The organism is Pseudomonas sp. NDM (assembly GCF_003105095.1).
GTDB classification, from domain to species: Bacteria; Pseudomonadota; Gammaproteobacteria; order Pseudomonadales; family Pseudomonadaceae; genus Aquipseudomonas; species Aquipseudomonas moraviensis_A.
On the sequence record NZ_QETJ01000018.1, the window covers coordinates 42552 to 57176 of the forward strand.

The 14625-nt window shown below is 59.4% G+C and carries 15 protein-coding genes and 1 tRNA gene; 9 read left to right on the plus strand and 7 right to left on the minus strand.

Annotated elements, in window-relative coordinates; all coding sequences use genetic code 11:
* The first annotated feature begins 34 nt into the window (after window positions 1-34).
* Window positions 35-340 carry a YkgJ family cysteine cluster protein gene (locus tag DCO47_RS07005; protein WP_042609706.1) on the plus strand — a complete coding sequence of 102 codons (306 nt, stop codon included), beginning with the start codon at window positions 35-37 and terminating at the stop codon, window positions 338-340.
* Between the two features lie 135 nt (window positions 341-475).
* Here DCO47_RS07005 and DCO47_RS07010 read toward each other — a convergent pair whose 3' ends face one another.
* The 6 genes from DCO47_RS07010 to hemA all read right to left on the minus strand — a co-directional run bounded on the left by DCO47_RS07010 (window position 476) and on the right by hemA (window position 5835).
* Window positions 476-994 (minus strand): acyloxyacyl hydrolase, encoded by a 519-nt coding sequence (locus tag DCO47_RS07010; RefSeq protein ID WP_065616593.1) that lies wholly within the window; start codon window positions 992-994, stop codon window positions 476-478.
* A gap of 111 nt (window positions 995-1105) precedes the next feature.
* Entirely contained in the window at window positions 1106-1897 is a 792-nt protein-coding gene (gene murI / locus DCO47_RS07015) for a glutamate racemase (protein ID WP_065616592.1), read from the minus strand.
* Window positions 1890-2645, minus strand: coding sequence for a molybdopterin-synthase adenylyltransferase MoeB (locus tag DCO47_RS07020; protein ID WP_116657785.1), 756 nt, complete (start codon window positions 2643-2645; stop codon window positions 1890-1892). The genes murI and DCO47_RS07020 overlap by 8 nt, the downstream gene beginning before the upstream one ends.
* Window positions 2639-3469, minus strand: a complete 831-nt coding sequence (gene prmC, locus DCO47_RS07025) for a peptide chain release factor N(5)-glutamine methyltransferase (protein WP_116657786.1) — start codon at window positions 3467-3469, stop codon at window positions 2639-2641. Before prmC ends, DCO47_RS07020 begins: the two co-directional genes overlap by 7 nt.
* Entirely contained in the window at window positions 3470-4552 is a 1083-nt protein-coding gene (gene prfA, locus DCO47_RS07030; RefSeq protein WP_042609702.1) for a peptide chain release factor 1, read from the minus strand.
* Window positions 4549-5835 (minus strand): glutamyl-tRNA reductase, encoded by a 1287-nt coding sequence (hemA, locus tag DCO47_RS07035; RefSeq protein WP_016773209.1) that lies wholly within the window; start codon window positions 5833-5835, stop codon window positions 4549-4551. The genes prfA and hemA overlap by 4 nt, the downstream gene beginning before the upstream one ends.
* A 273-nt stretch (window positions 5836-6108) precedes the next feature.
* Here hemA and DCO47_RS07040 point away from each other — a divergent pair, with 273 nt between their 5' ends.
* The 8 genes from DCO47_RS07040 to ychF all read left to right on the plus strand — a co-directional run bounded on the left by DCO47_RS07040 (window position 6109) and on the right by ychF (window position 13031).
* Entirely contained in the window at window positions 6109-7833 is a 1725-nt protein-coding gene (locus DCO47_RS07040) for a tetratricopeptide repeat protein (RefSeq protein ID WP_116657787.1), read from the plus strand.
* 3 nt (window positions 7834-7836) lie between these two features.
* Window positions 7837-8454, plus strand: coding sequence for a lipoprotein insertase outer membrane protein LolB (lolB, locus tag DCO47_RS07045; protein WP_065616589.1), 618 nt, complete (start codon window positions 7837-7839; stop codon window positions 8452-8454).
* Window positions 8455-8457: 3 nt separating this feature from the next.
* The gene (ispE, locus tag DCO47_RS07050) at window positions 8458-9309 is read left to right on the plus strand and encodes a 4-(cytidine 5'-diphospho)-2-C-methyl-D-erythritol kinase (protein WP_116657788.1); all 852 of its coding nucleotides are present in this window, start codon (window positions 8458-8460) and stop codon (window positions 9307-9309) included.
* A gap of 37 nt (window positions 9310-9346) precedes the next feature.
* Window positions 9347-9421 (plus strand) — tRNA-Gln (locus DCO47_RS07055).
* A 45-nt stretch (window positions 9422-9466) separates the two neighbouring features.
* Window positions 9467-10408 (plus strand): ribose-phosphate pyrophosphokinase, encoded by a 942-nt coding sequence (locus tag DCO47_RS07060; RefSeq protein ID WP_003171603.1) that lies wholly within the window; start codon window positions 9467-9469, stop codon window positions 10406-10408.
* A 141-nt stretch (window positions 10409-10549) separates the two neighbouring features.
* Window positions 10550-11152 (plus strand): 50S ribosomal protein L25/general stress protein Ctc, encoded by a 603-nt coding sequence (locus tag DCO47_RS07065; RefSeq protein WP_064362118.1) that lies wholly within the window; start codon window positions 10550-10552, stop codon window positions 11150-11152.
* Between the two features lie 171 nt (window positions 11153-11323).
* Complete coding sequence (gene pth / locus DCO47_RS07070) at window positions 11324-11908, plus strand: aminoacyl-tRNA hydrolase (RefSeq protein ID WP_042609697.1); 585 nt, start codon at window positions 11324-11326, stop codon at window positions 11906-11908.
* 22 nt (window positions 11909-11930) lie between these two features.
* Window positions 11931-13031 carry a redox-regulated ATPase YchF gene (ychF, locus tag DCO47_RS07075; RefSeq protein WP_016773202.1) on the plus strand — a complete coding sequence of 367 codons (1101 nt, stop codon included), beginning with the start codon at window positions 11931-11933 and terminating at the stop codon, window positions 13029-13031.
* A 187-nt stretch (window positions 13032-13218) separates the two neighbouring features.
* On the opposite strand, the gene DCO47_RS07080 is transcribed toward ychF, so the two are convergent.
* On the minus strand, window positions 13219-14436 hold the full coding sequence (locus DCO47_RS07080) for an MFS transporter (protein ID WP_116657789.1): 1218 nt from the start codon (window positions 14434-14436) through the stop codon (window positions 13219-13221).
* Between the last annotated feature and the right edge of the window lie 189 nt (window positions 14437-14625).

Genomic DNA, 14625 nt, shown 5'->3' on the forward strand with positions numbered 1-14625 from the left:
ACACCCACAGCGATCACTGCCTTACACTGCCGCGATGAAAACCATCCCCCACACACAAATCGACGAACCGGCAGTCACCTGCTCGACCTGCGCCGCGTGCTGCTGCCAGCTCGAAGTGATGCTGATCACCGACACCGGCGTGCCTGATCGCTTTATCGATACCGATGAATGGGGCGGTGAAGTGATGCTGCGTCTGGACGACGGCTGGTGTGCGGCGCTGGATCGCGACAGCATGATGTGCACGATCTACGAACGGCGACCGTTGATCTGCCGCGAGTTTGAAATGGGCGCGCCGGAGTGCATCGAAGAGCGCCGGGGTATTGCAACAGCCTACCGCTGATTTCTTTGACGGCGCAGAAACAACTGTGGGAGCGAGCCTGCTCGCGAAGGCGGTGTGTCAGCCACCATTTGAACTGACTGACACTCAGCTTTCGCGAGCAGGCTCGCTCCCACGTTGGTTCCGCGTAGAGACGGATTACAGCGGCATTGTGTAATGCAGCGCGTAGCTTTCTACACCATCGTTGTCGCTGGACAGGCCAGCGTTGGAGTAGTGAGTGGCGCGGATACCGACTTCGTGGCCGCCGTTGAAGCGCAGGCCGAAACCGATGCGGTCTTCGAACTGGAAGGAGCCGCCCAGCTTGTTGCTTTCGTATTCGGTGTTGGAGAAGAACGCCGCACCGATACCCGCTTCAACGTAGGGTTTCACCGACTGGCCGGCAAATTCGTAAACGAAGACAGGCGAGAACGACAGGCTGTTGTTGCTGGAAGTCTTGTCACCTTCCCAGTACGTGTAGGCACCGCTCCAGTAGCCGGTCAGGCGACCCACGTCGCTCTGCAGCCAGCTCTTGTCCCAGTCGAAATTCATGCCCAGGCGATACGTCATTGTCGAATCGCTGGTACCGCCGACGGCGAATTCAACGCCAGCGGCTTGTGCAGAAATGCTTTGCCCCATCAGTGCGGCCGCAACCGCGGCCAAGCAGAATAGTCGCTTCACTTTGAAACTTCCTTTTCCGGAACGATCGTTTGGTTTTTAGTTGCTGCTGTCGCTATAGAAATCTGCGCTTGGTCAGAAGTTCAGCGTACTTCGAGTTATTTCACATTTTTTTTACAAGTCGAAGTTTTGCACATTCGACGCAGTTTGGCCCAGCAGCGGTAGGATTTTTCTGAAGGATCGTGCATCGGCACTGGTCCAGAACCTTACAGGCAGGCTCGGACCTTGCGCCAGCAGATCACGCTCGGCGAGCAACCGTTGCAGCTGCCGGGCCACGGCAGCGCCGGTATCGATCAGGCTGACATCGTCGGCGATCATCGACCTTAGCAGCGGCTTGAGGAAAGGATAATGGGTGCATCCCAGGATGATCGTGTCGCAGCCCTGAGCCAGCAAAGGGGTGACGTAACCCTGCAGCAAAGTGCGCAATTGGGCGCTGTGCAGGTCGCCATTTTCAATCAGTTCGACCAACCCCGGACACGGCTGAGTGATGACTTTGACGTCAGCCGCAAAGCGATCGAGCAACGCGGCGAACTTGGCGCTCTGCAATGTACCTGTCGTTGCCAGCACGCCTACCACGCCACTGCGGGTCGCCGCTGCGGCCGGTTTGACCGCCGGTTCCATGCCGACAATCGGCCAGTCGGGGAAGTCGCGACGCAGATCGGCAACACCGGCCACAGTCGCGGTATTGCACGCCAGCACCAAAGCCTTGGCGCCCTGTTCGCGGAAAAAACCGGCCATCACACTGCAACGCTGACGGATCAATTCCGGGGTCTTTTCGCCGTAGGGAATATGCCCGCAATCGGCGACGTAGAGCAGCGATTCGTTAGGCAGCAAACGCTGGATTTCCGCGAGAACCGACAAGCCGCCGACCCCGGAATCGAACACGCCGATCGGCGCTTCACGCATGGCGCGCGCCACAGACGCTGCAGCCCGGATCGCGCTTGACCCGCAGTTCACGGAAGCGCGAACCCAAGGCGTCGATCAGCAGCAGGCGCCCCACAAGCGGTTCGCCAAAGCCGACCAGCACCTTCAACGCTTCCAGCGCCTGCAGGCTGCCAACCAGGCCAACCAGCGGCCCGACGACGCCGGCCTCGCTGCAGGTCAGTTCGGCTTCGCTGCCGTGACCGTACAGACAGTGGTAGCAAGGACTCTCGGCACGCCGTGGGTCGAACACCGACAACTGCCCTTCCAGACGAATCGCTGCGCCGCTGACCAGCGGTTTGCGCGCGACTACACACGCGGCGTTGACCGCCTCACGGGTGGCGAAGTTGTCCGAGCAATCGAGCACCAGATCCACCGCCGCCACCGCTGCGGCAAGAGAATCCTCGTCCAGCGCCCGCCGATGGGCGATGAGTTGGATTTCAGGATTGAGCGCGCCCAGGCGTTTGAGCGCCGAGTCGACCTTGGACATGCCAACGCTGTCTGTGTCGTGAATGATCTGCCGTTGCAGGTTGGTCAGATCGACCGTGTCGAAATCCGCCAGATGCAACTCGCCGACGCCCGCTGCCGCCAGGTACAAGGCCACCGGCGCCCCGAGGCCGCCGAGGCCGACGATCAGCACGCGGCTGGCCTTGAGCTTCAGTTGCCCGTCGATGTCGATGTGTTGCAGCAGAATCTGCCGGCTGTAGCGCAGCAATTCCTGATCATTCAGCACGGCAGGCGCCCCAGACTGATGCGTTGATGGCCGCCCAGATCGGTGCGGCTGTGGACTTCTTCAAAGCCACGGGTGAGCAGCAGATCACGCACGGCTTCGGCCTGATCATAGCCGTGTTCGAGCATCAGCCAACCAGCGCTTTCCAGATGATCGGGGGCTTGCGCAACAATCAGGCGCAGATCATCGAGGCCATCTTCACCAGCCACCAAAGCACTGGCCGGTTCGAAGCGCACATCGCCCTCGACCAGATGCGGATCGGCGGCAGCAATGTACGGCGGGTTGCTGATGATCAGATGGAAGCGCTGACCTTCCAACGCACTGAACCAATGGCTGCTCAGCACGATGGCGTTGTTCAAATGCAGACGCTGGCGATTGCGCTCGGCCAGGGCCACGGCTTCGAGCACGCGATCGACGGCGGTGACTTTCCACGCCGGGCGCTCGCTGGCCAGAGCCAAGGCAATCGCGCCACTGCCGGTACCGAGATCGAGGACCTTGGCCGGGGTTGCCGGCAGCAGCTCAAGGGCTGCCTCCACCAGCAGCTCGGTGTCCGGGCGCGGGATCAGCGTGTGCGGCGCGACTTCCAGATCGAGTTTCCAGAAGCCCTGTTGGCCGAGAATGTAGGCCACCGGCTCACCGCTACGCCGCCGTTGCAGGTACTCGGCGAACGTCAGCGCAGCCTCGCTCGGGACGATGCGCTCGGGCCAGGTATGCAGAAAGCTGCGCGACTTGCCCAGCGCGGCGGCGAGGAGCAGTTCAGCGTCCAGGCGTGCAGTGGGCGAGTCCGGCAGTTCGGCGGCGCGCAACAGGCTGGCGATGATGGTCATTTATTCACCTATCGCTGCGAGTTGGTCAGCCTGGTATTCGGCCAGCAACGGCTCGATCACGGCTTCGACGCCACCGGCAAGAATTTCATCCAGCGAATACAGGGTCAGGTTGACGCGATGGTCGGTGACCCGGCCTTGAGCATAGTTGTACGTGCGGATGCGCTCGGAGCGGTCGCCGGAACCGACCAGCAATTTACGCTCACTGGCAATCGCGTTGGCCGCCGCAGCGTTTTGCTGATCGTTGAGCTTGGCCGACAACCAGGCCATCGCCCGGGCACGGTTCTTGTGCTGGGAGCGTTCTTCCTGACACTCGACGACAGTGCCGGTGGGTATGTGGGTGATGCGGATCGCCGAGTCCGTGGTGTTGACGTGCTGACCACCGGCCCCGGAGGAGCGGAACGTGTCGACGCGCAAATCCGCCGGATTGATCTCGATGGCTTCGCGCTCGTCCGGCTCGGGCAATACCGCCACGGTGCAGGCGGAGGTGTGAATCCGGCCCTGGGATTCGGTGGCAGGAACACGCTGGACACGGTGCGCGCCGGACTCGAATTTCAGCTTGCCGTAGACGTTGTCGCCTTCGATACGGGCGATGACTTCTTTATAGCCACCGTGTTCGCCTTCGTTTTCCGAGAGGATCTCGACACGCCAGCCACGCCGCTCGGCATAACGCGAATACATTCGAAACAGGTCGCCGGAGAAGATCGCCGCCTCGTCGCCACCGGTGCCGGCGCGGATTTCGAGGAAGACGTTGCGCCCGTCGTTCGGATCCTTGGGCAGCAACATGCGCTGCAGATCGGATTCCAGCGTGATCAGCAATTCCTTGGCTTCGCGGACTTCTTCCACGGCCATTTCGCGCATGTCCGGGTCGCTGTCCTTGAGCAGGGCCTGTGCGCCTTCAAGATCGCCTTGTACGCTGAGCAGCTTTTTATACGCAGCCACGACAGGCTCGAGTTCGGCGTATTCCTTGGAATAGGCGCGGAATTTGGCCTGATCGGCAATGACTTCGCCGTCGCCGAGCAGCGCGGTCAGTTCCTCGAAACGGTCCTGGAGAATGTCCAGCTTGTTGAGCAGTGACGCTTTCATTGCGGTTTTTTATCCGAAAAACTATCCGGTGAGCCCTCGAGGGCGAAGAGTTCCTGGGCCATGGCCAGCGCATCGAGGCGGCCTTCGGCAGACAGCTTTTTCAACTGCACGCTGGGCGCATGCAAGAGTTTGTTGGTCAGGCCACGGGCCAGTTGGCCGAGCACGTCCTCGGCGTTTCCGCCGTTGGCCAGCAGACGCAGGGCCTTTTGCAATTCTTCGTCACGCAGGCGTTCGCTCTGTTGACGATAGGCCTTGAGCACATCGACCGCCGCCAGTTCGCGCAGGCGCACCATGAAATCGTCGGCGCCGACCGAGACCATTTCCTCCGCCGCTTGCGCTGCGCCCTGCCGGCTCTTGAGGTTTTCGGCGACCACTTCGTGGAGATCGTCGACGCTGTACAGGTAAACATCGTCGAGTTCGCCGACTTCCGGTTCGATATCTCGCGGTACAGCAATGTCGACCATGAAGATCGGCTTGTGCTTGCGCAGCTTCAGTGCACTTTCCACCGCGCCCTTGCCGAGAATCGGCAACTGGCTGGCGGTCGAACTGATGACGATGTCGCTGCGCACCAGTTCCGCCGGAATGTCCGAGAGCAGCACCGCGTGAGCGCCGAACTGCTCTGCCAACTGACTGGCGCGCTCCAGCGTACGGTTGGCAACGACGATGCGCTTGACCCCCAGCTCATGCAAATGGCGCGCGACCAGAGTGATCGTCTCGCCAGCGCCGATCAGCAGCGCCTGACTGCGTTGCAGATCACTGAAAATCTGTTTGGCCAGGCTGACGGCGGCAAATGCCACCGACACCGGGTTCTCGCCGATCGCAGTATCGGTGCGCACCTGCTTGGCGGCATTGAAGGTCGCCTGAAACAGCCGCCCCAGCAGCGGGCCGATGGTGCCGGCCTCGCGGGCCACGGCGTAGGCCGATTTCATCTGACCTAGAATCTGTGGTTCGCCCAGCACCAGCGAATCGAGCCCGGAGGCGACGCGCATCATGTGACGAACGGCCGCATCGTCTTCATGCACATAGGCACTGGCGCGCAGCTCGTCCAGGCTCAGATGGTGATAGTCGGCGAGCCAGCGCAGCACGACATCGGCCGAGAGCTGATCCTGTTCTATATAAAGCTCACTGCGATTGCAGGTGGAGAGGATCGCGGCTTCGCGGCTGTCGGTCAGTCGGCAGAGCTGCTGCAAGGCCTCAACCAGCTGCTCAGGGGTAAAGGCCACGCGCTCGCGGACGTCTACTGAAGCAGTCTTGTGGTTAATACCGAGTGCAAGGAAGGCCATTCAAGGTCGCTGGTGGTGACGTGAAGCCGGCAATTGTCCTACTTCGAAAGATCCAGAACAACTACCGCTGACTATTGTCCCAATTGTCAGACCCTATAATGAGCACAATTTGGCTCCTTGTAGGAGCTGCCGCAGGCTGCGATCTTTTGATTGTGGTTTTTCGAATCACCAGCAAGATCAAAAGATCGCAGCCTTCGGCAGCTCCTACGGTTATGTTTGGCCGAAGGCTTGTGTCATGATGATCCGACCGCAGGTTAGTCGTCCTCTTCCTATATGAATAGATCTTCCGCGTTGCTCCTCGCTTTTGTCTTCCTCAGCGGCTGCCAGGCCATGGCGCCCGTTGCGCCGGACGGCACCCCGCCGGTCGAAGACACCACGCCCGCGCCTGAAAAGCCCAAGGTTTACAGCTCGTTCAGCGAGGAAACCGTATTCAGCCTGCTGAGTGCCGAACTCGCCGGCCAGCGCAATCGTTTCGACATTGCTTTGGACAACTACGTGACCCAGGCCATCAACACCCAGGATCCGGGCGTGTCCGAGCGTGCTTTTCGCATCGCCGAATATCTGGGCGCCGATCAACCGGCCCTCGACACCGCGCTGATCTGGGCGCGCAACGCTCCGGACGATCTCGAAGCGCAACGCGCCGCCGCCGTGCAACTGGCCCGCGCCGGGCGTTACGACGACTCCATGGTTTATATGGAGAAAGTCCTGCAGGGCAAGGGCGACACCCATTTCGATTTCCTCGCACTGTCGGCCGCCGACACCGATCAGGAAACCCGCAACGGTCTGATGAAAAGTTTCGACCGCTTGCTGCAGCGTCACCCGAACAACAATCAGCTGATTTTCGGCAAGGCGCTGCTGTTGCAGCAGGACGGCGACAATCAGGGCGCACTGACCCTGCTTGAAGACCATCCGCCGGAAGATGGCGAGATCGCACCGATTCTGCTGCGCGCGCGCCTGCTTCAGCTGCTCAATCGTGGCGACGAAGCGCTGCCGCTGCTGCAGAAAAACATCAGGAAGTACCCGGAAGACAAACGCCTGCGCCTGACTTACGCGCGCATGCTGGTCGAGCAGGACCGCATGGACGACGCCAAGGCCGAGTTCTCCACGCTTGTTCAGCAATACCCGGAAGACGACGAACTGCGCTATTCGCTGGCGCTGGTGTGCCTGGAAGCCAAGGCGTGGGACGAGGCCAAGGGTTATCTGGAAGACCTCATCGCTCGCGAAAGCCATGTCGATTCGGCGCACCTTAACCTCGGCCGGATTGCCGAAGAACGCAACGATCCGCAAGGCGCACTCATCGAGTACGCCCAGGTCGGCCCGGGCAACGACTATCTGCCGGCACAACTGCGTCAGGCCGATATTCTGATGAGCAACGGCAAAGCCGCCGAAGCGCAAAGCAAACTGGCGGCCGAGCGTGACGAACAGCCCGACTACGCCATCCAGCTGTACCTGATCGAATCGGAAACGCTGTCGGCCAACAAACAGGACGACAAGGCCTGGAAAGTCCTGCAGCATGCCCTGCAGAAATACCCGGACGATCTCAACCTGCTTTACACCCGCGCCATGCTCGCGGAGAAGCGCAATGACCTGGCGCAAATGGAAAAAGACCTGCGCCTGATCATCAAGCGCGATCCGGACAATGCCATGGCGCTGAATGCGCTGGGCTACACCTTGTCCGACCGCACTACCCGTTACGCCGAAGCGAAAACGCTGATCGAGCAGGCGCATCAGATCAATCCGGAAGACCCGGCGGTTCTTGACAGCCTCGGCTGGGTGAACTACCGCCTGGGCAATCTGGACGACGCAGAGAAATACCTGCGCCAGGCGCTCGAGCGTTTCCCTGACCACGAAGTCGCCGCGCACCTGGGCGAAGTCCTCTGGGCCAAGGGCAATCAACGCGAAGCCAAACAAGTGTGGGGCAAGTTCCTCAAGGACCAGCCCGACAGCACCATTCTGCGCAGCACCATCAAGCGCCTGACCGGATCCGAGACTCTTTAACCCATGTTTTTGCGCCACCTTATTGTTTTCAGTTTCATCGCCCTGCTCGCCGGTTGCTCTGGTTTCGGCACTCGCGAATCCGTCGAGGGCCACGGCAGCCCGGCCCAGTGGGCGGCGAACAAACAGCAGCTCACCGGCCTCGACGGCTGGCAGATAGACGGCAAGATCGGCATTCGCGCACCGAAGGATTCCGGCAGCGGCACATTGTTCTGGCTGCAGCGTCAGGACTACTACGACATTCGCCTGTCCGGCCCGCTGGGTCGTGGCGCGGCACGCCTGACCGGGCGGCCGGGCAAAGTGTCACTGGAAGTCGCCAACCAGGGCCGCTACGAATCGCAATCGCCCGAAGCCTTGCTCGAAGAACAGCTTGGCTGGAAATTGCCGGTGTCGAATCTGGCCTGGTGGGTTCGTGGCCTGCCGGCTCCGGAGAGCAAAAGTCGCCTGAACCTGGACGCCGACAGCCGTTTGGCCAGTCTTGAGCAGGACGGCTGGAAAGTCGAATACACCGCCTACACCGAACAGAATGGTTATTGGCTGCCCGAACGCATCAAGCTGCACGGCACCGACCTCGACGTGACGCTGGTGATCAAGACCTGGCAACCGCGCAAGTTGGGGCAATAACGCATGACCGCTGCACGCCTGACCCTGCCCTCACCGGCCAAACTCAATTTGATGCTGCATATTCTCGGTCGCCGTGAAGACGGTTATCACGAACTGCAGACGCTGTTTCAGTTTCTTGATTACGGCGATGAAATCACTTTCGCCGTGCGCGATGACGGCGCGATCCAGTTGCACACCGAGTTCGCCGGCGTGCCCCACGACAGCAACCTGATCGTGCGCGCGGCGAAAATGCTGCAGCAACAATCCGCCTGCTCGCTTGGCATCGACATCTGGATCGACAAAGTCCTGCCCATGGGCGGCGGCATCGGCGGCGGCAGTTCGAACGCGGCGACGACTTTGCTTGGCCTCAACCATCTCTGGCAGTTGGGCTGGGATGAAGATCGCCTGGCGACGCTGGGCTTGTCACTGGGTGCCGACGTGCCGGTTTTCGTCCGTGGCCATGCGGCGTTTGCCGAGGGTGTCGGCGAGAAACTGACCCCGGTCGACCCCGAAGAACCGTGGTATCTGGTACTCGTGCCGCAAGTCTCTGTTAGTACGGCAGAAATTTTTTCCGATCCTTTGTTGACACGTAACACACCGCCCATTAAAGTGCGCCCCGTTCCCGAGGGAAACAGTCGAAATGACTGCTTGCCGGTGGTTGCAAGGCGTTATCCAGAGGTACGTAACGCATTGGATTTGTTAGGTAAATTTACCGAAGCAAAGCTCACCGGAACTGGAAGTTGTGTGTTTGGGGGCTTCCCAAGCAAAGCTGAAGCTGATAAAGTCTCGGCCCTTCTGACAGAGACCCTTACAGGGTTTGTAGCGAAAGGAAGCAACGTTTCGATGTTGCATCGCAAGCTACAAAGTCTGCTCTAAAGGAATCAAGTGCCCGGCACTTGAAAGCAACAGATACAGGGGCGTCGCCAAGCGGTAAGGCAGCAGGTTTTGATCCTGCCATGCGTTGGTTCGAATCCAGCCGCCCCTGCCATTTTCTCTACTCATCCAGGTTACCCTCAGCCTCTAGGTACTGCGCGTGTCCAAGATGATGGTCTTTACGGGGAATGCCAACCCCGATCTGGCTCGGCGTGTCGTACGTCAGCTGCATATCCCTCTCGGTGACATCTCTGTCGGCAAGTTTTCCGACGGCGAAATCACAGCCGAGATCAATGAAAACGTTCGCGGTAAAGACGTCTTCATTATTCAGCCGACCTGCGCTCCGACCAACGATAACCTGATGGAACTGGTAGTGATGGCTGACGCCTTCCGCCGCTCCTCGGCTACTCGTATCACTGCTGTTATTCCTTATTTTGGTTATGCCCGTCAGGATCGCCGTCCGCGTTCCGCACGTGTGGCCATCAGCGCGAAAGTCGTCGCTGACATGCTTACCGTAGTCGGCATCGACCGTGTTCTCACGGTTGATCTGCATGCTGACCAGATTCAGGGCTTCTTCGATATTCCGGTAGATAACATCTACGGCTCCCCGGTTCTGGTGGATGACATTGAAGATCAGCGCTTCGAAAACCTGATGATCGTGTCCCCGGACATTGGTGGCGTCGTGCGTGCACGGGCCGTTGCCAAATCCCTGGGCGTCGATCTCGGGATCATCGACAAACGCCGTGAGAAAGCCAATCACTCTGAAGTGATGCATATCATCGGTGATGTCGAAGGGCGTACCTGTATTCTCGTCGATGACATGGTCGATACCGCCGGCACCCTGTGCCACGCGGCCAAGGCCCTGAAAGAGCATGGCGCAGCCAAGGTCTTTGCCTACTGCACACACCCTGTGCTGTCGGGTCGGGCCATCGAGAATATCGAAAATTCCGTGCTGGACGAGCTGGTGGTCACTAACACCATCCCGCTGTCCGCTGCAGCACAAGCCTGTGCACGTATCCGTCAACTGGATATCGCACCGGTTGTTGCCGAAGCGGTTCGCCGCATCAGCAATGAAGAATCGATCAGCGCGATGTTCCGTTAAGGGCCCTGCCCTTCACGAAATGTCTCGTTGACGAAAAGCGCCCCGCCCCGGCATTCCTGTCGGGGCGGGGCTTTTTTGCCCATACCGTGTTCGGCGCTGGTCGCAAACGCCACTCGGTCATGGCTATTTTGGAGATACAAAATGAACGATTTTACTCTGAATGCTGAAGTGCGTTCCGACCTGGGGAAAGGTGCGAGCCGCCGCCTGCGTCGTCTCGCAAGCCTGGTTCCAGCTGTAGTTTACGGTGGCGACAAAGCCCCTGAATCCATCAGCATGCTGGCCAAGGAAGTTGCCAAACTGCTCGAAAACGAAGCGGCTTACAGCCACATCATCGAGCTGAACGTTGGTGGCACCAAGCAGAACGTCATCATCAAGGCTCTGCAGCGTCACCCGGCCAAAGGCCACGTGATGCACGCTGACTTCGTACGCGTTGTTGCCGGCCAGAAACTGACCGCCATCGTGCCTGTGCACTTTGTTGGCGAAGAAGCTCCGGTCAAGAAAGGCGGCGAAGTTTCGCACGTTATTGCCGAGATCGAAGTTTCCTGCCTGCCAAAAGATCTGCCTGAGTTCATCGAAGTCGACCTGTCGAAAGCAGAAATCGGCACCATCATTCACCTGTCGGACCTCAAAGCTCCTAAAGGTGTTGAGTTCGTTGCTCTGGCACACGGCGATGACAAGGCTGTTGCCAACGTCCACGCTCCACGTGTTGCTCCAGAAGCTACCGAAGAAGGCGCAGCAGAGTAATTCACTCTGTCATGCCTGAGTGAGCAAGTAACATCGCGGACTGGAACGTAGCGAGAAAGCGGGCGAGAACGCGGAGTTTACATCCATGGTAAATGAGCATTTTTCGTCCACTTTCGCCGTTTTCCCTGATCGCGGCGATGTTACTCACCACTCAAAGGAAGGGCCCCTATCGTGACTGCCATCAAACTGATCGTTGGCCTGGGAAATCCAGGCGCCGAATACGACCAGACCCGGCATAACGCAGGGGCCCTTTTTGTTGAGCGCATCGCCCACGCACAGAATGTGAATCTCGTGGCCGATCGCAAATATTTCGGCCTGACCGGGCGCTATTCGCATCAGGGTCAGGATGTTCGTCTGCTGATTCCCACCACTTACATGAACCGCAGCGGCCAGGCCGTGGCGGCACTCGCCGGTTTCTTCCGCATCCAGCCTGAAGAAATCCTCGTGGCGCATGACGAACTCGACCTGCCTCCGGGCGTTGCCAAGCTCAAGCAGGGCGGCGGCCATGGCGGTCACAACGGGTTGCGCGACATCATTGCGCAACTGGGCAATCAGAATACGTTCTACCGCCTGCGGCTTGGCATTGGCCACCCGGGCGTCGCCAGTATGGTTTCAAATTTCGTCCTGGGTCGTGCGCCACGCGCCGAACAGGAAAAACTCGATGCCAGCATCGACTTTGCCCTCGGCGTGCTGCCGGATATCCTCGCCGGGGAATGGAACCGCGCGATGAAAAACCTGCACAGCCAGAAGGCCTGACTTTTACCCGAGGGGAAACACCATGGGATTCAATTGCGGCATCGTCGGCCTGCCTAACGTCGGCAAGTCCACCCTGTTCAACGCCCTGACCAAATCCGGTATCGCGGCGGAGAACTTCCCCTTCTGCACCATCGAGCCGAACAGCGGCATCGTGCCGATGCCGGATCCGCGTCTGGAAGCTTTGGCGGCCATCGTCAATCCAAAACGCATCCTGCCGACCACCATGGAATTCGTCGACATCGCCGGCCTCGTTGCCGGTGCCTCGAAAGGTGAAGGCCTGGGCAACAAGTTCCTCGCCAACATCCGCGAGACTGACGCGATCGCTCACGTCGTGCGCTGCTTCGAAGACGACAACGTGATCCACGTGTCCAACAGCGTCGACCCGAAACGCGACATCGAAATCATCGACCTGGAACTGATCTTCGCCGACCTCGACAGCTGCGAGAAGCAACTGCAGAAAGTCGCGCGCAACGCCAAGGGTGGTGACAAGGACGCCGTGGTTCAGAAGGCTCTGCTCGAGCAACTGATCGCGCACTTCACCGAAGCCAAGCCGGCGCGCAGCCTGATGAAGAACATGAGCGCGGATGAAAAAGCCGTGATCAAGGGCTTCCACCTGCTGACCACCAAACCGGTCATGTACATCGCCAACGTCGCTGAAGACGGTTTCGAGAACAACCCGCACCTGGACGTGGTAAAGGCCATCGCCGAAGAAGAAGGCGCCATGGTCGTTCCGGTGTGCAACAAGATCGAAGCGGAAATCGCCGAGCTCGATGACGGCGAAGAGAAGGACATGTTCCTCGAGGCCCTGGGCCTGGAAGAGCCTGGCCTGAACCGCGTGATCCGCGCCGGCTACGAAATGCTCCACCTGCAGACCTACTTCACCGCCGGTGTCGAAGAAGTCCGCGCGTGGACCGTCAAGGTCGGCGCCACCGCACCACAGGCCGCTGGCGTGATTCACACCGACTTCGAAAAAGGCTTCATCCGCGCCGAAGTGATCGCCTACAACGACTTCATTCAGTACAAAGGCGAAGCCGGCGCCAAAGAAGCCGGCAAATGGCGCCTGGAAGGCAAGGATTACATCGTCAAGGACGGCGACGTGATGCACTTCCGCTTCAACGTCTAAGCAACAGCCGCACACGAAAAAGCCGCGTTTGATACGCGGCTTTTTTGTGCCTGAAATATTTTCCGCCACACCACTAATCCCCTGTAGGAGTGAGCCTGCTCGCGATAGCGGAGTGTCAGTCAATTCAACCGTAACTGACACACCACCATCGCGAGCAGGCTCACTCCTACAATGGGAAATGTGTGAATCAGTGCTTTTTGGTACGCGGCAAGAAGATCGCCAACACACCAAACAACGGCAGGAACGAGCACAGGAAATACACATACTCAATCCCGTGCACATCCGCCAGATGCCCGAGCAGCGCCGCGCCAATCCCGCCGAAACCGAACATCAGGCCGAAGAAAATCCCGGCAATCATCCCTACATTGCCCGGCACCAGTTCCTGCGCGTACACCACGATCGCCGAGAATGCCGAGGCCAGAATGAAGCCGATCACCACGCTGAGAATACTGGTCCAGAACAGATCGACATGCGGCAGGATCAGGGTGAAAGGCGCGACGCCGAGGATGGAAAACCAGATCACTGCCTTGCGCCCGATCTTGTCGCCAATCGGTCCGCCGAAGAACGTCCCCGCCGCCACTGCGCCCAGGAAGAGGAACAGGTGCAATTGCGAGCTGGCCACCGACAGGTCGAACTTCTCGATCAGGTAGAAGGTGAAGTAGCTGGTGAAGCTGGCCATGTAGAAATACTTGGAGAACACCAGCAGCCCCAGCACCACCAGCGCACTGGTCACCCTGCCCTTCGACAAGCCGTGCGTTGCCGCTTGACCGGCCTTGAGCTTGAACAGGTTCAGATGGTTGGCGTACCAACGGCTGATGCGGTACAGCACGAACAGCGCAAACACCGCGAACAGACCGAACCACGCCACATTGCCCTGGCCGAATGGAATGATGATCGCCGCCGCCAACAAAGGGCCGAACGCGGAACCGGCATTGCCGCCGACCTGGAACGTCGATTGCGCCAGACCAAAGCGCCCGCCCGAGGCCAGCCGCGCAACCCGCGAGGCTTCCGGGTGAAAGGTCGATGAGCCAATGCCAATCAGCGCCGCTGCCAGCAGAATCAATGGGAAGCTGCCGACCACCGACATCATCAGAATGCCGATCAAGGTACACACGGTGCCCGCCGGCAACAGCCACGGTTTCGGGTGTCGATCGGTGTGATAACCGACCCACGGCTGCAACAGCGACGCGGTCAATTGGAAGGTCAAGGTGATCAGGCCGACTTGGGTAAAACTCAGACCGTAGTTGGCTTTGAGCATCGGGTAGATCGACGGCAGTACCGACTGGATCAGGTCGTTGATCAAATGCGCCAGCGCCACCGCGCCAATGATGCGCATCACCAGTGGACTGCTTTGAGGAGCAGCGGTCGCCGAGGCAGCGGCGTTCTGAACGTTGCTGATAGCCATGGAAAATTCCGGACAGCAGATGGGTGCCCGCAGGCAGGTGCGTCAATGTGCCATTTTTCAGTGCGCCAGCGCTATCCCCTTAGCCAGCTAACTAAATGATTGACGACTGATCACCGTGTAGGAGCTGCCGAAGGCTGCGATCTTTTGATCTTGCTTTTAACAATCAAAGGCAAAAGATCGCAGCCTTCG